We start from the raw sequence: 18,401 nt of genomic DNA on the forward strand, positions 1-18,401 counted from the left end.
CCCCCGGCTCCGCACCCCCGGCTCCGCCCGCCGGTGGCTGAAACGCCCGCCGCCGGGTACGCGTGCGAGCGCACCCGAGAAGGAGGCATCCGTGTACTTCGTGGACATCGTGGAGACCGAGGGCCTGGGCAACCGCGGCTATCTGGCCGGCGGGGCCCGGACCGCCGTGGTGGTCGACCCGCCGCGGGACATCGACCGGGTCGTGGCCATGGCGGCACGGCGCGGTGTGCGGATCGCCCGGGTGGTGGAGACCCATGTGCACAACGACTACGTGAGCGGCGGGCCGGAGCTGGCCCGGATCACCGGCGCCCGTCACGGGGTGCCCGCCGACGCGCCCGCGACGTTCCCGCACACGCCCGTCCACGACGGGGACACCCTGCCGGTGGACGAGGGCCTGGCGCTGCGCGTGGTCGCGACCCCCGGCCACACCCCGCACCACGTCGCGTACGTCCTGACCGAGGACGGCCGCGAGGCCGCCGCCTTCACCGGCGGCTCGCTGCTCATCGGGAGCGTGGGCCGGCCTGATCTCGTGGAGCCGCGGCTGACGGAGGAGCTGGCGCGTGCCCAGCACGCCTCGGCGCGGCGGCTGGCGCGGGAGCTCGGGGACGAGGTGCCGGTGATGCCGACCCACGGCTTCGGCAGCTTCTGCTCCTCCTCGCCGCAGACGGAGCGGGACAGCACCACCATCGGCGCCGAGCGGGAGAGCAACGACGTCCTCCGCAAGGACGTGGACGCGTTCGTCGCCGGCCTGCTCGCCGGCCTGGACGACATCCCCGCCTACTACACCCACATCGGACCGCTCAACGCCCGCGGCCCGGCCCCGGTGGACCTCTCCCCCGCCGCGGCCGCGGACGCCGGGGAGATCGCGCGGCGGCTGGCGGCCGGCGAGTGGGTGGTGGACCTGCGCAGCCGCACGGCCTTCTCCGCCGGGCACGTGGCGGGGTCGTACAACTTCGAGGCGGACGGGCAGCTCGCCACCTATCTGGCGTGGCTGATCCCGTGGGGCAAGCCGGTCACCCTGCTCGCCGAGAGCCCGGAGCAGCTCGCCGGCGCACAGCGGGAACTGGCCCGGGTCGGGATCGACCGGCCGGCCGCCGCGGCCACCGGCGACCCGCGCTCCTGGGCCGGGGACGGCGAACGGCTGCGGTCCTTCGAACGGAACACCTTCGCGGGCCTGGCGGAGACGCGCGGGAGCGGCGCGGGGAGCACGGGCGGCGCGGGCGGCGAGGCGGACGTGGTGGTCCTGGACGTGCGCCGGGACGCGGAACGCGCCGACGGCTACGTCGAGGGCTCGGCGCACATCCCCATCCATGAACTGCACGGCCGCATCGGCGAGGTGCCCCCGGGCCGGGTGTGGGTGCACTGCGCCAGCGGGATGCGCGCGGCGATCGCCGCCTCGATGCTGGACGCGGCCGGCCGCGAGGTGGTGGCGGTGGACGACGCCTTCGACGCGGCCGGTAAGGCCGGCCTGCGCGTCGTCCGTCCGGAAGCGGAGTGACCACGGCCGGAACCGGCCGCGGCGGGCAGCGGCCGGAACGCCGTGGGCGGGACCGGACGCAGGCGTGCGGAACGGCCTGCTGCCCGGGTACGCCGGGGCCGCGCCGCGCCCGGGTGCGGCGGGCTCCGCGGACGGGCCGGGCGACGCCCCGTCCCGGCTGCCCCGCCTCGCGGTGCCGCCCGGTGCCGCCCGGGGCCCGGTCCGGTGACGCGGCCGGCCCGGAAGCCGGCCGGCGGCCGGGAGGGTCTCAGGCCAGGGAGAGGAAGAGCTTCTCCAGGCGGAGCTTCATCGCGTCGCGGTCCGCCGGGTCGACGGCGCCGTCGGCCATGCAGCTCTGCAGCCCGGTCGCGATGATCGCGAAGCCGGCCCGGTCCAGCGCCTTGGACACGGCGGAGAGCTGCGTGATGACGTCCTCGCAGTCCCGGCCGTCCTCCAGCATCCGGATGATCCCCGACAGCTGGCCCTGGGCCCGCCGCAGCCGGTTGAGGACCGACTTCAGGTCCTCCGCCGCCATCTCCAGCTCCATGGCTTACTCCTTTCGATACCCCCTTGGGTATTCTACGCCATGGGCCGCGTTCCGTGTCCGGACGGCCGGGCCGGCGTCGCGCCGGAACCGGCACCGGCCGCCGGCGCGGAACGCGGTTCCCCCCGGGCCGGGGCGCCACCGGGGCTGTCCCCGGGCGGCCCGGTGGCCGCACCGCGGCGGCTCTCCGATACTGCGTCCCATGAGCGGACCACTGGGCACGCCCTCCCCGGACGCGGAGGAACCGGAGCACGACGAGCCGCACCGGGCCGGCCTCGGCGTACGGCTCAACTGGCTGCGCGCCGCCGTACTGGGCGCCAACGACGGCATCGTCTCCACGGCAGGCCTCGTGGTCGGCGTCGCGGGGGCCACCGACGCGGCGGACACCCTGCTCGTGGCGGGTCTCGCCGGGCTCTTCGCGGGCTCCCTGTCGATGGCCGTCGGGGAGTACGTCTCCGTGAGCACCCAGCGCGACTCCGAACGCGCCACCCTGGCCACCGAGCGCCGGGAGCTGGCCGAGACACCGGCGGCCGAGCTGGCCGAACTCACCGGACTCTACGAGGCGAAGGGCCTCTCCCCCCGGCTCGCCCGCGAGGTCGCCGAGGAACTCACCCGGCACGACGCCCTCGCCGCCCACGCGGAGGCTGAGCTGGGCCTGGACCCCGAAGAGCTGGCCAACCCCTGGCACGCCGCCTGGGCCAGCCTCGCCGCCTTCTCGGTGGGCGCGCTGCTGCCGCTGCTGGCCATCGTGCTGCCACCGGCCTCCGTCCGGCTGTGGGTCACGGTCGGCACGGTGCTGCTCGCGCTGGCCGCGACCGGCTGGGCCAGCGCGGCGCTGGGCGGGGCGCCGCGGGGGATCGCGGTCGTCCGCAATATCGCCGGCGGCTTCACGGCGATGGCCGTCACCCATGCCATCGGGATGCTGATGGGCACCGCGGTGGGGTGAGACCGCGGGTCCGCGCGGCGGAACCGCACCCGCGCGGACGGTGCCGGCGCGGCCCCGGCCCGGCGGGGTTCCGGAAGCCGGACGGGACGGGCGGGAGAGCCCGGCCGGGCAGGGCCGGGGTTCCGGCGGCTCCGGGCCCCGAGGGGCACCTGTCCGGGGAGCGTGCGCCACGCCGGAGAAGAAGCCCGGTCAGAACACGACCAGAGCGCGGCCGCCCCGGCCGGCCAGCATGGCGTCGAACGCGGCCGGCACCCCGTCGAGGCCGATGCGGTCGGTGACCATGCCGCTGAGGTCGAGGCTGCCCTCGCGGATGAGGCCCGCCAGCACCGGCAGGTCCCGGGCCGGGTCGCAGTTGCCGTAGACGCAGCCCGAGAGGGTGCGGCCGAAGTGGAAGATCTCCAGGGCCGAGAAGGAGACCTGGTCGTCCTTGCGGCCGATGCCGACGACCGTGGTGCGGCCGCCGCGCCGGGTCGAGGACCAGGCGGTGCGGATCGTCTGCGCCCGGCCGACGCACTCGACGGCGACGTCCGCGCCGTGCCCGCCGGTGAGCTTCCGTATCCGCTTGGCCGTGTCGTCGGCGGCGACCAGGTAGTCGGTGGCGCCGGCCTTCCGGGCGAGTTCCTCCTTCTCCGGGGAGACGTCCACGGCGATGATCTCCCCGGCCCCGGCGATCCGGGCCGCCTGGATCACCGAGAGCCCTACGCCGCCGACGCCGAAGACGGCGACCGACTCCCCAGCCCGCACCCGCGCGGCGTGGTGCACGGCTCCGTAGCCGGTGAGCACGGCGCAGCCGAGGAGGGCGGCGTCCGCCAGGGGGACGCCCTCGGGCAGCGGCAGCACACAGCGCTCGGAGACGACGGTCTCCTCGGCGAAGACGGCGCTGTTGAGGCCCGGGTGGAGCGGGGTGCCGTCCGTGCGGCGGGCGTACGGCACGGCGGCGCCGGCCAGGGCGTTGGCGCAGAGCCAGGGCTCCCCGAGGCCGCAGTAGTGGCAACTGCCGCAGGAAGGAGCCCAGTTGACGACCACCGGGTCGCCGGGGGCGACGGTGGTGACCCCCTCGCCGACGGCGGTCACGGTGCCCGCGCCCTCGTGGCCGAGGACGGCGGGGACGGGCTGGCGCAGGGTGCCGTTGGAGAGGGACAGATCGGAATGGCAGACCCCGGCGGCGGCGATCCGGATCCGCACCTGGCCGGGGCCGGGGTCGGGCAGCTCGATCTCCGTGATCTCCAGGGGTGCGTTGACGGCGGGCAGCACGACGGCGCGGGTCATGGCGGCTCTTCTCGGTCTCTCGGTCTGCGCGGACTGTTCGGTCTCGGACTGGGGCTTTCCGGGGCTTCTCGGGTGCGGGCTTTCCGGGTTTCGGGCCGGCGGGGGTGCTGGGGCCGGAGCTCCCGGGGGGGTCCGGATCTCGGGCTTTCCGGCCCCCGGCCCCGGCCCGGCCGGTGCCGCCGGCTCTCCGGCGGTACCGGGCCGCGGCGCGGGGCGGCCGGTTTCCGCCGGTGCGGGAGGTGCGGTGCCGGTGAGCGGCGCGGTACGGGCGCGGCGGCGTGCCGTACCCGTACCGCCCGCGCGGCGGTCAGAACTGGAGCGACTTGGTCTGCAGGTACTCGTCCAGTCCGTGGCGGCCCAGCTCGCGGCCCACGCCCGACTGCTTGTAACCGCCGAAGGGCGCGAGCGGGTTGAAGCGGCCGCCGTTGATGTCGACCTGCCCGGTCTCCAGGCGCCGGGCGAACGCCGCCGCCCGCTCGGTGTCGGCGGACCAGACGGCTCCGGCGAGGCCGTAGACGGTGCCGTTCGCGATCGCCACGGCCTCCTCCTCGTCCTCGTACCGCAGGATCGACAGCACGGGGCCGAAGATCTCCTCCTGCGCGATGGTCATCTCCGGGGTGACGTCGGCGAAGACGGTGGGCCGGATGTAGTAGCCGGTCTCCCGGCCCTCGGGGGCCCCGGGGCCGCCGGCGACCAGGCGGGCGCCCTCCTCGACGCCGCGCTCGATGTAACCGGTGACGCGGTCGCGCTGCTTGGCGCTGACGACGGGGCCGAGCCGGCTCGCGGGGTCCAGCGGGTCGCCGGGGACGTACTTCGCGGCGGCCGCGGCGGCCAGGGCGACGGCCTCCTCGTAGCGGGCGGCGTCCACGAGCATCCGGGTCCAGGCGCTGCACGTCTGGCCGGAGTTGGCGAAGACGTTGGCGACGCCGACGTTGACGGCGCGGGCCAGGTCGGCGTCCGGCAGGATGACGTTCGCGGACTTGCCGCCGAGCTCCAGGGCGACCGGCTTGACGGCCGCGGCGGCCGCGGCGGCGATCTGCTTGCCAACGCCGGTGGAGCCGGTGAAGGACAGCATGTCGACCCCGGGATGCTCCGCCAGGGCCTGCCCGGCGACCGGACCGAGGCCGGTGACGAGGTTGAACACCCCGGCGGGCAGCCCCGCCTCGTGCACGATCTCCGCGAAGAGCCGGGCCACGAGCGGGGTGTCCTCGGCGGGCTTGAGGACGACCGTGCAGCCGGCGGCGAAGGCCGGGGCGGCCTTGGCGACGATCTGGTGCAGCGGGTAGTTCCACGGCGTGATCGCGCCGACGACGCCGACCGGCTCGGAGAGGACGGTGGAGGTGCCCACCTTCTCCTCGAAGGGGTGCGTGGCGGCCAGCTCCGCGTAGCTCCCCGCGACCGCGACCGGCACCGCCGCGTGCACGGCCCGGGAGAACTTCAGCGGGGAGCCGAGCTCGGCGGTGACGGTCTCCGCGATCTCCTCGCGGCGCGCGTCGAGCGCGGCGTGCAGCGCCTTGAGGTGCGCGGCGCGCTCGGCGGGCGGGGTGGCGGCCCAGCCGGGGAGGGCCGCGCGGGCGGCGCGCACGGCCGCGTCCACGTCCTCCGCGCTGCCGGCCGGGACGGTGCCGATCACCGACTCGTCGGCCGGGTTGACCACGGCGATGGTGTCCCGCCCGGCGGCGGGCCGCCAGTCGCCGTCGATGTACATCCCGTCGTGGGCCTTCATCGCCTTGACCTCCAGGACAGACTGCTCGGTATGTGATCCGGGGAACCAAACTAGCGCTGTTAGTTTTCCGGCGCCAGAACGGGCGGACGTGCCACGGCTCACGTCCTCCCCGCGCGCCCGGCTCCCGGACCCGGCCCGGCCCCCTACCCACGGCCGGGCCCGCCGATGCGGACGAGGGGTACGGAGCCGGAGTCTCCCGGACCGGACACGCGGAACGGAACCGGGGCGCCCCCCAACCGGCGGACCGGTCCGCGCGCCGGAGGACCGGCGGGGAAGCTCCCCGCCTCCGCCGGCCGGCGCCGCCCGGCCCGTGCCGCCGGAGGCGCGCCGGACACCGGCCTCCCGCGGGGCTCAGCCCGCGGCCTCCACCCGGACGGGGAAGCCGTTGAGCACCGCCGTGCCCGAGAGCGGGTCGAGGCGGCTGCCGTCCAGGAGCTGGTTGACGTTCACGCCGGGCGCGGCGGAGGCCACGGAGAGCCGGGTGCCGGAGCGGTCGTGGCCCCAGCCGTGCGGGATGCTGACCACCCCGGTGCGCACCGCGTCCGTCACCTCGACTGGCACCTCCAGCTCGCCGCCCTCGCCCTTCACGCGGGCCGTGGCCCCGTCGGCCAGGCCCAGCCGGTCCGCGTCCGCGGGGTGGATCTGGAGGGTGCAGCGGTTGCTGCCGCCGGTCAGCGCGGGCACGTTGTGCATCCAGCTGTTGTTCGAGCGGAGATGGCGGCGGCCGACGAGCAGCAGTTCGCCGGTCGCCGTGTCCAGGGAGCGGCGCAGCCGGGGCATGTCGGCCGCGACGGGTTCCGGGCAGAGCTCGATCCGGCCGCTGCGGGTGCGCAGCAGCCCGGGGACGCGGGGCCGCAGCGGCCCGAGGTCGATGCCGTGCGGGTGTTCGAGGAGCTTGGCCAGGGAGAGGCCGTCCGGGCGGGCGCCGAAGCCGTCGCCGTACGGGCCGAGCCGCAGCATCAGGTCCAGCCGCCGTTCGGGCCCGGTGCGCCCGGTGAGCTCCGCCTCCAGCTCCGCCGGTTCGCGGCCGTGCACCGGCCCGTGCGGATCGGCGACGGCCTTGGCGAGCGCGCCCCCGACGGCCGTGCGGTCCACCTCGGCCGGGTCCGCGCCGTGCAGACCGGCGGCGATGAGCACGAGCCGGGCGAGGATCGCGGACTCGTCCGGCCGCCCGGGGGCGAGGGGCAGCGCCTCCCGGGTGTAGCGGACCTGGTTGCGCACGGCCAGCGCGTTGAAGGCGAAGTCGTAGTGCGGGGCGCGGGAGGGCGGGGGCGGCGGCAGCACGACGTGGGCGTGCCGGGAGGTCTCGTTGAGATACGGGTCGACGGATATGACGCAGTCGGCCGTGGCCAGCGCCCGGTCCAGGCGCTCCCCGTCGGGGGCCGAGAGCACCGGGTTGGCCGCGACGAGGACGACGGCGCGGACCCGCCCCTCCCCCGGGGTCTCGATCTCCTCGGCGAGGGCGGCGAGCGGCAGTTCGCCCTTGGCCTCCGGGTGCCCGGAGACGCGGCTGCGCCAGCGGCCGAGGGCGAAGCCCTTGCCCGGACCGGCGGGACGGGGGGCGCGGGCCGTGGCGGAGAGCGGGAACATCGCGCCGCCGGGCCGGTCGAGATTGCCGGTGAGCGTGTTCAGCACATCGGCCAGCCAGTTGGTCAGGGTGCCGAACTCGACGGTGGAGCCGCCGACCCGGGCGTACACGGCCGCGGTGGGCGCGGCGGCCAGCTCGCGGGCGGTGGCCCGGATCTCCTCGGCGGGCAGATCGCAGTGGGCCGCCACCGCCTCCGGGGTGAACTCCGCGGTGAGGGCTCGGACTTCCGCCACGCCCTCGGTGTGCTCCGCGAGCCGCCCGAGGTCGGTGAGCCCCTCGGCGAAGAGCACCTGGACGAGCGCGGCGAGCAGCGCCGCGTCCGTGCCGGGCCGGGGCGCGAGATGACGGTCGGCGAGCGCGGCCGTGCGGGTACGGCGCGGGTCGACGACGGTGAGGGTGCCGCCGCGCCGCCGCAGCGCCTTGAGCCGGCCGGGGAAGTCCGGGGCGGTGCACAGACTCCCGTTCGACTCCAGGGGGTTGGCGCCGACCAGCAGCAGATGGGCGGTGTGGTCGAGGTCCGGGACGGGGATGGCCGCGGCGTCGCCGAACATCAGCCCGCTGGAGACGTGCTTCGGCATCTGGTCCACCGTGCTGGCGGTGTAGACGTTGCGGGTGCGGAGTGCCCCGATCAGCAGCGGCGGGTAGAGCCCGCCCGCCATGGTGTGGACGTTGGGGTTGCCGAGGACGACGGCCACGGCGTCCGGGCCGTGGGCGTCGATCACCGGCCGCAGCCGGGCGGCGGCCTCGTCGAACGCCTCGTCCCAGCCGGCCTCCGCCAGGCCCCCCTCGCGGCGCACGAGGGGCTCGGCGAGCCGGTCCGGGTCGTTGTCCAGGCCGCCGAAGGCCGCGCCCTTGGGGCAGACGAAGCCGGCGCTGAACACGTCGTCGCGGTCCCCGCGGGCGGCGGTGACCCGGTCGCCGTCCAGGGTGAGGACGAGGCCGCAGGTGGCCTCGCAGAGCGGGCAGATACGCGGAGCGGTGCGGCTCATCGGTTCCCTCCGTCGGGGATGGGGCGGCCGGCGGTGCCGGAGGCGGGGGCCGGGCGGCGGGCCGGGGCGGTCGGGGCGCCCGGCCCGGCGCCCGCACCCTCGCGCGCCCGACCACGCCCCCGCACGTCCGGCCCGCCCCGGCCGGCACCACGCTCTCCGCACACCGGCCGCACGCCCGGCCGACGCACCCGTGCCCCCCGCACGCCCAGCCCGTGTCCGGGCCGCGTCCGGGCCCGTCCAGCGACCCGCCCCGCCGCGCCCCACGGGTCATTGACGGGCCCGCACCACCATTCCTATGGTTCAGCACAGGAATGGCGGGACGCGGACAGCGGGACGACGGGAGCGGACATGAGCGGGACGCACACGGAGCGGGCCGGGGGCCCCGGCGAGGAGCCGGCGGCACCGGCGTACTCCTCCGGATTCGGCAACGAGCACAGCTCGGAGGCGGTGCCCGGCGCGCTGCCCGTGGGCCGCAACTCCCCGCAGCGCGCCCCGCTCGGCCTCTACGCGGAGCAGCTGAGCGGCAGCGCCTTCACCGAGCCGCGCCACGACAACCGCCGCTCCTGGCTGTACCGCATCCGCCCCTCGGCGGCCCACCCGCCCTTCGCCCGGACGGACAACGGCGCACTGCGCGCGGCCCCGTTCGCCGGGACCGAGCCCGACCCCAACCGGCTGCGCTGGGACCCGCTGCCGGACCCGGCCCCGGGCACGGACTTCGTGGCCGGCCTGTGGACCCTCGGCGGCAACGGCGACGTCCGGCAGCGCGCCGGCATGGCCATCCACCTCTACGCCGCCAACACCTCCATGACCGACCGGGTGTTCTCCGACTCCGACGGCGAGCTGCTGATCGTCCCCGAACGCGGCGGGCTGCTGCTGCACACCGAGTTCGGCCGGCTGCGGGCCGAGCCCGGCCACGTGGCGCTGATCCCGCGCGGCGTCCGTTTCCGGGTGGAGCTGACCGGCGGCACCGCGCGCGGCTACGTCTGCGAGAACTACGGGCGCCCCTTCACCCTCCCCGAGCTGGGCCCGATCGGCGCCAACGGGCTGGCGAACCCGCGCGACTTCCTGGCGCCCACCGCGGCGTTCGAGGACCGCGAGGAGCGGGTGGAGGTCGTCAACAAGTTCTGCGGCAACCTCTGGGCCGCGGAGTACGGCCACTCACCGCTCGACGTCGTCGCCTGGCACGGCACCCTGACCCCCTACGTCTACGACCTGCGCCGCTTCAACGTCCTGGGCAGCATCAGCTACGACCACCCCGACCCGTCGATCTTCACCGTGCTGACCTCCCTGTCCGACACCCCGGGCCTGGCGGGCATCGACTTCGTGGTCTTCGCGCCGCGCTGGCTGGTCGGCGAGGACACCTTCCGGCCGCCGTACTTCCACCGGAATGTGATGAGCGAGTACATGGGGCTGATCGAGGGCGCCTACGACGCCAAGACCTCCGGGCCGGGCGGCTTCGTGCCCGGCGGCGGCTCGCTGCACAACATGATGTCCGCGCACGGACCCGACCGGGAGACCTTCGAGAACGCGAGCGCGGCCGAGCTGACACCGCAGAAGGTGGACGACGGCCTCGCCTTCATGTTCGAAACCCGCTGGCCGGTGACGGCGACCGCGCAGGCCCTCGGCGCGGGCCATCTGCAGAGCGGCTACGACCGGGTGTGGGACGGACTGGAACGGCACTTCGGACGCTGAGACGGCCGGGCCTGCGGCACGGGACGGCGGGCCGGGCCTGCGGCACGGGACGGCGGGCCGGACCTGCGGTACGGGACGGCGCGGGGCCGGCCCCGGGCGGCGGGACACGGCACGGGGCCCGGCCCGGCCGTGTCCCGCGGGGCCGGGCCCCGGCTCCCGCGCCGGACCGCCGTACGCCCGTGGGCCCGTCGGCCCGTCGGCCCTTCGGCCTGGACCGGACCGGAACGGACCGCCGCGGACCGGACCGCCGGCCACCGCGGCGCCGCGGTGCGGTACACCTGTGTCCCACGGCGCCGCCGTCCCGCACGACCGCCCGCACACCAGCGCGACCGCCCCGCAGTCCCGCAGTCCCGCAGTCCCGCAGTCCCGCAGTCCCGCAGTCCCGCAGTCCCGCAGTCCCGCAGTCCCGCAGTCCCGCAGTCCCGCAGTCCCGCACGACCGTCCCGCAGACCCCGCCGGAGCCGCAGCCGTGACCGTCTTCTCGCCCGACTCCCTGGTCCTGAACCGCAAGCTGCCCCTGTGGTACCAGGTCTCGCAGTCACTGCGCGCCTCCATACTGGGCCGCCATCCCACCGCGCCCCTGCGGCTGCCGCCGGAGGACCGGCTCGCCGAGCACTACGGCGTCAGCGTGCTCACCATGCGGCAGGCGCTGAAGGAGCTGGAGAACGAAGGCCTGATCAGCCGGCACCGCCGGCGGGGCACGTTCATCGAGCCCGCGGCCCGGCGCGGCGCGCCCGTACAGCTGCTCGGCTCGGTGGACAGCATCGTCGCCCAGCAGTCCGGCGAGACCGCCACGCTCCTGGGCCACGGCCCAGTGCCGGTACCGGCGGAGGTGGCGGAGCACTTCCCGGACCTGGAGGAGGTCGTTGAGTTCCGCCGGCTGCGCCGCGACGAGAAGACCGGCGAACCCACCAACTGGGCGGAGAACGCGGTGCGTCCGGAGATCGCGGAGCGCATCGACCCGGCGGACCTGGCGCGGCAGCCCATGACCAAGGTGCTGCGCGACGGGGCGGGCGTGCGGATCAGCAGGATCACGGACACCGTCGAGGCGCGGCTCGCGGACCCGGAGACGGCGAAGCTGCTGGACGTGCCGCTGCTCAGCCCGATCCTGCACTACACCGGTGTGGTGTACGACGAGACCGGCCGCGCCGTGGACGTGGCCCGGATCCGCTACCGGGGCGACCGGTTCTCCTTCACGGTGACGGTGGAGGCCTGAGCGGAGGGCGTTCACGCCTGCCCGTCCGAGCGGAAGAGCCCGAACAGCGGGATGCCGCCCGGCCGCCCGGCGCGGGGGCTTCCCCGGCCGGGCCCGGACGCCCCTGGACCCCATGATGTCGGCGGTCGCGACTACGATGGCCGACCGGGCGGGCCCCGCGGTCCCGGCCCCGGCGACGGGCCGGCAGCGGTCCCCGTACTCCGCGAGGCGACGGGGCGCGGCCCCGGAACAGCCGGGTACGGACCGGAGGCCCCGGCCCCGGAAAGGGCTTCCGCCACGGGCTCGGCGGGGGCGACGGGAACCGCACGGGAGGGCGGCTGCGTGACCACGCGAAGGGACACCACGGCCTCCCCGGCCGGCCACCGCACCGGCTCCGCCCGCACCGTGTCCGGCGCACCGCAGCGCATTTCCGCGCCCGCCGCCGGACCGCGCTCCGAGCCACAAGGCATCGCCGGCCCCGGGCCGGACGGCTCTCCCGCTGCCACCGGGCCGCACGGCGTCCCGGACAGCACGCGGAGCACCGAACCGGTCCCCGCCGGAGGTGCGGCGGGGACCGCCGAGGGCACGGCGGGGCGACGGGAACCGTACGGGAGGGGGGCCGCGTGACGGCGCGACAGGCGGTTTCCGCGGCGGCCGTGCCCGGCCCCTCTCCCGGGGACAACCCGCTGCTCGCCGACCTCATGCCCTGGTCGGTCCCGCCCCTGCGCACCGGGCGTTCCTGGGCGCTGGCCCCCGACCCCGGCACGCTCACCGCGCGCTGGGACCGCCTGTTGCGCAGCGAGGACCGGGCCGAGCGGGAGCGGCTGTTCCGGCCCTCCCGGGCCCGCGGGCTCCACGCCGCCCTCCCCCAGCTGCCCGGCCACGGCGGCGGCACCGGCCCTCTCGCGGAGGAGACCGGACCCTGCCCGGAGCCGGTGCGGATCCTGCACGCGCCCTTCGACCGGCAGTGGCTGATCCCGGACCAGCGCCTGCTGGACGCGGCCCGGCCGGAGCTGTGGCGGGTCGCCGACGAGCACCAGCTGTTCGTGGTCGAGCCGGGCGCCGCACCCCGCTCCCCCGCCTCCGCCCGCGCCGGCGGCCCGGGCGGCCCCGGCGGCGCGGACGTCCCGGAGGAGGAGCCGCTGGTCTTCTCCGCGCTGCTCCCCGAGGGCCGTTCCCCGGCGGGCCGGCCCGGCCGCATCCGGCCGCTGTTCCGCCGCCCCGGCGGCCGGGAGCCCAACCTCGCGCCGGGGCTGACGGAGCTGCTCACGGAGCGGCTCGGCGTCCCGGTGGACGCGGTGGACGTGCTGGCCTGGACGGCGGCCGCGGCCCGGCCCCGGGGCGAGGGCCGCTCCGTGCCGCTGCCGCTGTCGGCGGAGGTCTGGCGGGACGGTGTCGCCCTGGGCCGCAGAATCCTCTGGCTGCACACCTTCGGCGCGCGCTGCGGGGAGACACCGGACGCCCGCCCGAAGCTCCCGGGCGGCCGGCGCCCCTACGTCCGCGCCGCGCTCCCCGCCGGTCCGCACGCCCTGCCCGGCGAACCGGTGTACGACGCGGAGGAGGAGGCCCTGCTGCTCGGGGAGGGCCGGATCGCGCCGGTGCCGCCGGCCGCCTGGCGGTTCGAGGCCTCGGGCGTCCCCGTGCTCGCCCAGTGGTACGAACGGCGCACGGCCTCAGCGGAACCGGGCACCCTGGGCGCGGTCCGCCCTGCGGGCTGGCCGCCGGCCCTGACCTCCGAACTGCTCGAACTGGTCACCGTGCTGGCCCTGCTCGGCGAACTCCGCCCGGAGCGGAGCCGGCTGGCGGAGCGGCTCGCCGCCGGCCCGCGCCTCACCGCCGCGGAGCTGCGCCGCGGCGGCGTCCTGCCGGCGCCCGCGTCCGCCCGCCGCCCCGCCTCCGTACTGGACCGCCCCGAGGAGGGCCCGAACGGGCAGTTCGCCCTGCTCTAGAGCCGGCCGGTGGTGAGCAAGATCACTGCCTCTGGCGCGGAGGGCGTGGCGCGGGGTAGGACCTGTGAGCATGGACAACGCCCCGGACCGCCCCGCGCCGCAGCCGACGGCACCGCTGCCCCCGCCGCAGCCGACGCCACCGCGGCCGCAGCCGCTGCCCCTGGACGGCATCACCGTCGTCGCCGTCGAGCAGGCTGTCTCCGCGCCGTTCGCGACCCGGCAGCTGGCCGATCTCGGGGCCCGCGTCATCAAGGTGGAGCGGCCCGACGGCGGCGACTTCGCCCGCGGCTACGACACCGCGGCCCGCGGCCTGGCCTCGCACTTCGTCTGGGCCAACCGCGGCAAGGAGTCCCTGGCCCTGGACCTCAAGGACCCGCGCGGCCGGGAGCTGCTGGAGGAGCTGGTCCGGGACGCGGACGTCTTCGTGCAGAACCTGGCCCAGGGCGCCGCCGCCCGGCTGGGCCTGGACGCGGCGGCGCTGTGCGCGCGCCACCCCCGGCTGGTGGCCGTGGACATCTCCGGCTACGGCCCCGGCGGCCCGTACGCGCACAAGCGCGCCTACGACATGCTCGTCCAGTGCGAGGCGGGCCTGGTCTCGGTCACCGGCACCCCGGAGCAGCCGGTCAAGGCGGGGATTCCGGCGGCCGACATCGCCGCCGCGATGTACGCCTTCTCCGGCGTGCTCGCGGCCCTGCTGCGGCGCGGCACCACGGGACGGGGCGGACCGGTGGAGGTGTCGATGTTCGACGCGCTGGCCGAGTGGATGGGGCATCCGCTGCACCACGGGATGCACGGCGGCCCGCCGCCGGCCCGCACCGGTCTGGCACACGCCGTCATCGCCCCGTACGACGCCTATCCGACCGCGGACGGCACGCCGGTGCTGCTGTCGGTCCAGAACGACCGGGAATGGCGCCGGCTCGCTGAACAGGTGCTCGGGCGGCCGGAGTTGGCGGACGACCCGGCGTACGCGACGAATGTGGCCCGTACGGGGAACCGCGCCCGGACCGACGCGGTGGTCGCGGAGGCGCTCGCCGCGCTCACGGCGGAGGAGGCGGTGGCGCGGCTGGAGGGGGCGGGCATCGCCTGCGCCCGGCTCAACGGGGTGGCCGAGCTGGCCGGGCATCCGCAGCTGGCCGCCCGGGACCGGTGGCGCGAGGTGGAGTCACCGGTGGGCGCGCTGCGGACGCTGCTGCCACCGATCGGGCTGCCCGGCGGGGAGCCGCCGCGGCTGGGTCCGGTGCCGGCACTCGGCGAGCACACCGACACGCTGCTGGGCGCGCTCGGGCTGCCGGAGGAGCGGATCACGGCGCTGCGCCGGGAGGGCGTGATCCGCTGAGCCCCCGGGCCGTCGGGTCCGCGGGCGGGGCCGGATGCGGTACGGACCGGGGGTCTGGGCGTGGGCGGGGGCGGCGGGGCTAGCCGTGGTTGCCGAAGAGGGACCGCTTGAGCCGCCGCAGCGGCGCGAAGAGCGAGACCCGCGACACCCGCGCGCCCCGGCTCGACGTGGCGTGCCGCGCGTCGCGCGCCGTGAGTTCCCGCATCAGCAGGGTGGCCTCCTCCGTCTCCCGCTGCGGCACGGCGGGGCCGGCCAGCACGGCGAGATGGCGGTCGAGACGCGAACTGCTCGCGCTGCTCCCGCAGTTGATGGCAGGCACTCGGGGCCTGCTCCGCATTGTTATCTGTTCCATGACTCTCCCCACCCAAACGAGGGCACCCGGCCCGGGCAGGTTAACCCTACCGCCCCGGCACGTCACCCGCGCATCCGCGTATCCCTGACTCGGCTGCCCGGTAAGGCGGTTGACGTATCCCGATGGCTACCCGCCCTGCGCCGCGGCACTCCGCCGCGGTGTGCGGCGGACGGTGCGCGCCCGGCGTGTCGCGGCACGGCGGCGGGCGTGGCCGCGGTGGCGCGCCGCCGCCCGCGCCCCGGTGCACCCGGCGCGCCCGGCATGCCCCGGAGGGCCCCGGCACGTCCGTACCGGACGGCGCCCGCCGGCGGGACCCTCCCGAGCGGGGTCCCGCCGGCGGGCGGGGGTCAGGTGATCCGCCGGCCCGTCAGGCGAGCGAGCGGAGCACCGGCAGGTAGCCGCCCGACTGCCCGGAGGCGGTGGGGTGGTAGGAGTGGTTGATGGGGAAGGTCACGCTGTGGATCCAGGAGCTCCCCGAGCAGATCTCGTGCCCGGCGAAGGTGGGCCGGACGTCGCCGAAGGCGTAGCCGTGGTCGGCGGCCCGCTTGGCGGTCACGTCGTTGAGGTTGTCGGACGCGGCGTTGAGCGCCGAGCGCTCCGTCTCGCTCAGCCCGGCGATGCAGCTGCCGTTGAGCTTGTAGAGACGCGGGTAGCCGAGCACGACGACGCGGGCCGAGGGGGCCTTGGCCCTGATCGCGGAGTACACCTGGTCCAGCTTGCCGGGGAGCGTGTTGTTCATGTAGGCGCGTGCCTCCGCGACCCGGTCGAGGCAGGTGCTCTGGGAGCTCAGGACGCAGGTGGTCATCACATCGGCGAAGCCGGCGTCGTTGCCGCCGATGCTGATGCTGACGAGGCCGGTCGACGAACTGAGCGGGCCGAGCTGGTTGTTCAGCACATCACCGGTCTTGGCGCCCGAGCAGGCGGTGAAGTGGAACGACGAGGGGTTGTTGGCGGCGGCCCACAGGGGCCCGAAGGCCTTGCTGCTGCGCTTGCAGTCGCCGCTCGCGCTGTCGTAGCTGCCGGCCCCGAGGCCGGAGGCGTACGAGTCGCCCAGGGCGACATATCCGGTGGCGGCCTGTTCGCCGGCGTGGGCGGCGCCGGCGCCGGTCAGGGTCAGTGCGGCGGAGAGAAGGAGTGCGGACAGGGTGGCCGCACGGCGGAAGAGTCTCACGGGACCTCCGGGGAGCAGGATCTGTGGGGTATTCAGGGCAGTCGGTGGCGCTGAACTGTCGTGGCCATGCCAAGTCTTTTTGACGGGGTCACGTCAATTCAGACAATGCAACCGGCCGTGGGGGCGAACCTGCGTGGCATGGATATGACATCCCCCCGAAACATCCGGTCTACGCGCGTGCCGGGGGTGAAAGTTTCCCCGTCGGCCGGGATCTGACGGCGTGAAGGGATCTATCATGACTTTCCGGTCAGCAGTCCCAGCAGACCCGCGAGGATCGTTCCGCCTTGACGGGCTTGCGCCGGTTGCGCCACATTGAAGCCCGGCATCCGGCGCGTCGGGGGGCAAAGTCGCCAATGCAGACACTGAGTGACCGCGAACGGTCCGTACGGGAGACCGCCCGGCCGCTGCTGGCCGGGGCGGCCGCAGGGGTCGCGGGGCTGGGAGCGGCGCTCGCCCTCACCGGCTCGGAGTCGCCGCTGCGCGCCCCGTTCACCCTCTTCTTCCTGCTCGCCGCTCCGGCGGCCGCCATCGCCGCCGTGCTGACCGGCACCGACCCGCTGAGCCGCTGGGTGATCGCGGTGTCCGGGGCCATCGCCGTCGACGTCCTGGTCGCCCAGGGCATGCTGGCCCTGCGGCTCTGGACGGTGCGCGGCGGGATCACCGTGATCGCCGGTGTCAGCGCCGCCCTCCTCCTGTACGCCGCTCTGCGACGCCACCGGGAGCACGCCGCGGCGAGAAGCCGGATCCTCTGACGTGGACATCAGCGTCTGCCGCCCCGGCGAGCTGACGGCCGCCGACCGGGCGGCGTGGACGGCCTTCCAGGCGCGGTCCCGCCCGCCGGCCGGCCGGCCGGGGCTGGCCAACCCCTTCCTCTCACCGGAGTTCGCGCTCGCCGTGGGCCGCGCCCGGCGCGACACCCGGATCGCCGTGCTGCGCGAGGGCGGTGCCCCGGCGGCCTTCTTCCCCTTCCAGCGGACCGCCGCCGGAGTCGGCCGCGCCGTGGGCCTCGGGGTGTCGGACTGCCAGGGCGTCGTGCACCGCCCGGGATTCCGCTGGGACGCGCGGGAACTGCTGCGCGCCTGCGGGCTGGCCGTCTGGGAGTTCGACCATCTGGTCGAGGGACAGGAGCCGTTCGCGGACGGCGTCGGCGCCTCCTTCCCGTCCCCCGTCATCGAGGTGGGGCGGGGCTACGAGGCGTACCTCGCCCGGCTGCGCGCCACGTCCCCCGGTTTCCTCAAGTCCACCCTGGCCAAGGAGCGCCGGCTCGGCCGCCGGGCCGGCGAGGTGTCCTACGTCCACGACGAACGGGATCCGGCGGCGCTGCGCACCCTGATGCGCTGGAAGTCCGCCCAGTACCGCAGGACCGGGCGCAGCGACCGGTTCGCCCAGCCCTGGATCACCGAGCTGGTCGACCAGCTCTTCCACACCCGCACCGACGGCTTCCGCGGTCAGCTGTCGGTGCTCTACGCGGGCGGGCGGCCGGTGGCCGCGCACTTCGGCCCGCGCACCGGCCGCGTGCTCAGCAGCTGGTTCCCGGCCTACGACCCGGAGTACGGGGCCTTCTCACCCGGGCTCGTGCTCCATCTGCGGATGGCCGAGGGCTCGGCGGCCCAGGGACTGGAGCTGATCGATCTCGGACGGGGCGCGAAGCGCTACAAGGACGAGCTGAAGACCGGTGAGATCACCGTCTCCGAGGGCTGGGTGACCCGGCCCCACCCGGTGGCCCTGGGCCATCGCGCCCGGCGTGCGCCGGTGCGCGCGCTCCGCAATACCGTGCTCGCGCGACCCGAACTGTTCAAGCCGACCGATCGGATTCTCAGAGAGTTCGGCAGATTCCGCTCCCGCGCCCGGCGATCACATCCGCGTGATTCCTGACCGGAATTTCCCGGGTCCGCGCGGAAGAACGATCAAAAAAACAGAGAAGGGGGTGGGAGCCTTAGGGGACTTGCCATGCGGTCCCGATTGTCCATACGGTCTTATCAACCACCCGCATCGGTTCATCGGTAAACGGCTCAGGGGAGGGCCCGGAACCGCGATGACGCCGGAGCGGGGCGCGGTAGGGGGGTGCCGTGTCGGCGGCGCAGGAGTCCGCCGGAGCACGGGCCGCGCACGGTGGTAGTCACACAGCTCACGCATGCCCTGGGGCGGTCCGTGCCGTCCCGCCGCG

At 75.9% G+C, this 18,401-nt stretch carries 14 protein-coding genes; 8 read left to right on the forward strand and 6 right to left on the reverse strand.

Annotated elements, in window-relative coordinates:
* The first annotated feature begins 91 nt into the window (after positions 1–91).
* Positions 92–1,498 (forward strand): MBL fold metallo-hydrolase, encoded by a 1,407-nt coding sequence (locus IF83_RS0101955; RefSeq protein WP_030542236.1) that lies wholly within the window; start codon positions 92–94, stop codon positions 1,496–1,498.
* 247 nt (positions 1,499–1,745) lie between these two features.
* Here the strand turns inward: IF83_RS0101955 and IF83_RS0101965 are convergent, their stop codons facing one another.
* On the reverse strand, positions 1,746–2,024 hold the full coding sequence (locus IF83_RS0101965; RefSeq protein ID WP_030542237.1) for a metal-sensitive transcriptional regulator: 279 nt from the start codon (positions 2,022–2,024) through the stop codon (positions 1,746–1,748).
* A 199-nt stretch (positions 2,025–2,223) separates the two neighbouring features.
* Between IF83_RS0101965 and IF83_RS0101970 the strand changes: the two genes are divergently transcribed.
* A complete protein-coding gene (locus tag IF83_RS0101970; protein ID WP_051722352.1) occupies positions 2,224–2,967 on the forward strand; it encodes a VIT1/CCC1 transporter family protein in 744 nt (247 codons plus the stop codon).
* Positions 2,968–3,156: 189 nt separating this feature from the next.
* On the opposite strand, the gene IF83_RS0101975 is transcribed toward IF83_RS0101970, so the two are convergent.
* The 3 genes from IF83_RS0101975 to IF83_RS0101985 all read right to left on the reverse strand — a co-directional run bounded on the left by IF83_RS0101975 (position 3,157) and on the right by IF83_RS0101985 (position 8,539).
* Positions 3,157–4,236, reverse strand: coding sequence for a Zn-dependent alcohol dehydrogenase (locus IF83_RS0101975; protein ID WP_030542239.1), 1,080 nt, complete (start codon positions 4,234–4,236; stop codon positions 3,157–3,159).
* Between the two features lie 307 nt (positions 4,237–4,543).
* Complete coding sequence (locus tag IF83_RS0101980; protein ID WP_030542240.1) at positions 4,544–5,962, reverse strand: aldehyde dehydrogenase family protein; 1,419 nt, start codon at positions 5,960–5,962, stop codon at positions 4,544–4,546.
* A 351-nt stretch (positions 5,963–6,313) separates the two neighbouring features.
* A complete protein-coding gene (locus IF83_RS0101985) occupies positions 6,314–8,539 on the reverse strand; it encodes a molybdopterin oxidoreductase family protein (protein ID WP_030542241.1) in 2,226 nt (741 codons plus the stop codon).
* Between the two features lie 348 nt (positions 8,540–8,887).
* On the opposite strand from IF83_RS0101985, the gene hmgA reads away from it, so the two are divergent.
* From hmgA to IF83_RS0102010, 4 genes are all read left to right on the forward strand, one after another.
* Complete coding sequence (gene hmgA, locus IF83_RS0101990) at positions 8,888–10,231, forward strand: homogentisate 1,2-dioxygenase (protein WP_030542242.1); 1,344 nt, start codon at positions 8,888–8,890, stop codon at positions 10,229–10,231.
* A gap of 469 nt (positions 10,232–10,700) precedes the next feature.
* Positions 10,701–11,447, forward strand: a complete 747-nt coding sequence (locus IF83_RS0101995) for a GntR family transcriptional regulator (protein WP_030542243.1) — start codon at positions 10,701–10,703, stop codon at positions 11,445–11,447.
* 602 nt (positions 11,448–12,049) lie between these two features.
* Positions 12,050–13,375 carry a type ISP restriction/modification enzyme gene (locus tag IF83_RS0102005; protein ID WP_394297293.1) on the forward strand — a complete coding sequence of 442 codons (1,326 nt, stop codon included), beginning with the start codon at positions 12,050–12,052 and terminating at the stop codon, positions 13,373–13,375.
* A 70-nt stretch (positions 13,376–13,445) separates the two neighbouring features.
* Positions 13,446–14,711 carry a CaiB/BaiF CoA transferase family protein gene (locus tag IF83_RS0102010; RefSeq protein ID WP_051722353.1) on the forward strand — a complete coding sequence of 422 codons (1,266 nt, stop codon included), beginning with the start codon at positions 13,446–13,448 and terminating at the stop codon, positions 14,709–14,711.
* Between the two features lie 79 nt (positions 14,712–14,790).
* Here the strand turns inward: IF83_RS0102010 and IF83_RS0102015 are convergent, their stop codons facing one another.
* Positions 14,791–15,063 carry a hypothetical protein gene (locus tag IF83_RS0102015; protein ID WP_030542247.1) on the reverse strand — a complete coding sequence of 91 codons (273 nt, stop codon included), beginning with the start codon at positions 15,061–15,063 and terminating at the stop codon, positions 14,791–14,793.
* Positions 15,064–15,430: 367 nt separating this feature from the next.
* A complete protein-coding gene (locus IF83_RS0102025; protein WP_030542248.1) occupies positions 15,431–16,234 on the reverse strand; it encodes an SGNH/GDSL hydrolase family protein in 804 nt (267 codons plus the stop codon).
* A gap of 353 nt (positions 16,235–16,587) precedes the next feature.
* Here IF83_RS0102025 and IF83_RS29725 point away from each other — a divergent pair, with 353 nt between their 5' ends.
* On the forward strand, positions 16,588–16,986 hold the full coding sequence (locus IF83_RS29725; protein WP_037678156.1) for a hypothetical protein: 399 nt from the start codon (positions 16,588–16,590) through the stop codon (positions 16,984–16,986).
* Position 16,987: 1 nt separating this feature from the next.
* Positions 16,988–18,109: a GNAT family N-acetyltransferase gene (locus IF83_RS0102035; RefSeq protein ID WP_030542250.1), complete on the forward strand. Its 1,122-nt coding sequence runs from the start codon at positions 16,988–16,990 to the stop codon at positions 18,107–18,109.
* Positions 18,110–18,401: the final 292 nt, after the last annotated feature.

Origin of the sequence: Streptomyces albus subsp. albus (assembly GCF_000719865.1) — a bacterium.
Taxonomy (GTDB): Bacteria; Actinomycetota; Actinomycetes; order Streptomycetales; family Streptomycetaceae; genus Streptomyces; species Streptomyces albus_E.

Coding starts and splice junctions, on each gene's coding strand:
- IF83_RS0101965 (WP_030542237.1), bottom strand. CDS start 2,024: ATGGAGCTGGAGATGGCGGCGGAGGACCTGAAGTCGGTCCTCAACCGG.
- IF83_RS0101970 (WP_051722352.1), top strand. CDS start 2,224: ATGAGCGGACCACTGGGCACGCCCTCCCCGGACGCGGAGGAACCGGAG.
- IF83_RS0101975 (WP_030542239.1), bottom strand. CDS start 4,236: ATGACCCGCGCCGTCGTGCTGCCCGCCGTCAACGCACCCCTGGAGATC.
- IF83_RS0101980 (WP_030542240.1), bottom strand. CDS start 5,962: ATGAAGGCCCACGACGGGATGTACATCGACGGCGACTGGCGGCCCGCC.
- IF83_RS0101985 (WP_030542241.1), bottom strand. CDS start 8,539: ATGAGCCGCACCGCTCCGCGTATCTGCCCGCTCTGCGAGGCCACCTGC.
- hmgA (WP_030542242.1), top strand. CDS start 8,888: ATGAGCGGGACGCACACGGAGCGGGCCGGGGGCCCCGGCGAGGAGCCG.
- IF83_RS0102010 (WP_051722353.1), top strand. CDS start 13,446: ATGGACAACGCCCCGGACCGCCCCGCGCCGCAGCCGACGGCACCGCTG.
- IF83_RS0102015 (WP_030542247.1), bottom strand. CDS start 15,063: ATGGAACAGATAACAATGCGGAGCAGGCCCCGAGTGCCTGCCATCAAC.
- IF83_RS29725 (WP_037678156.1), top strand. CDS start 16,588: ATGCAGACACTGAGTGACCGCGAACGGTCCGTACGGGAGACCGCCCGG.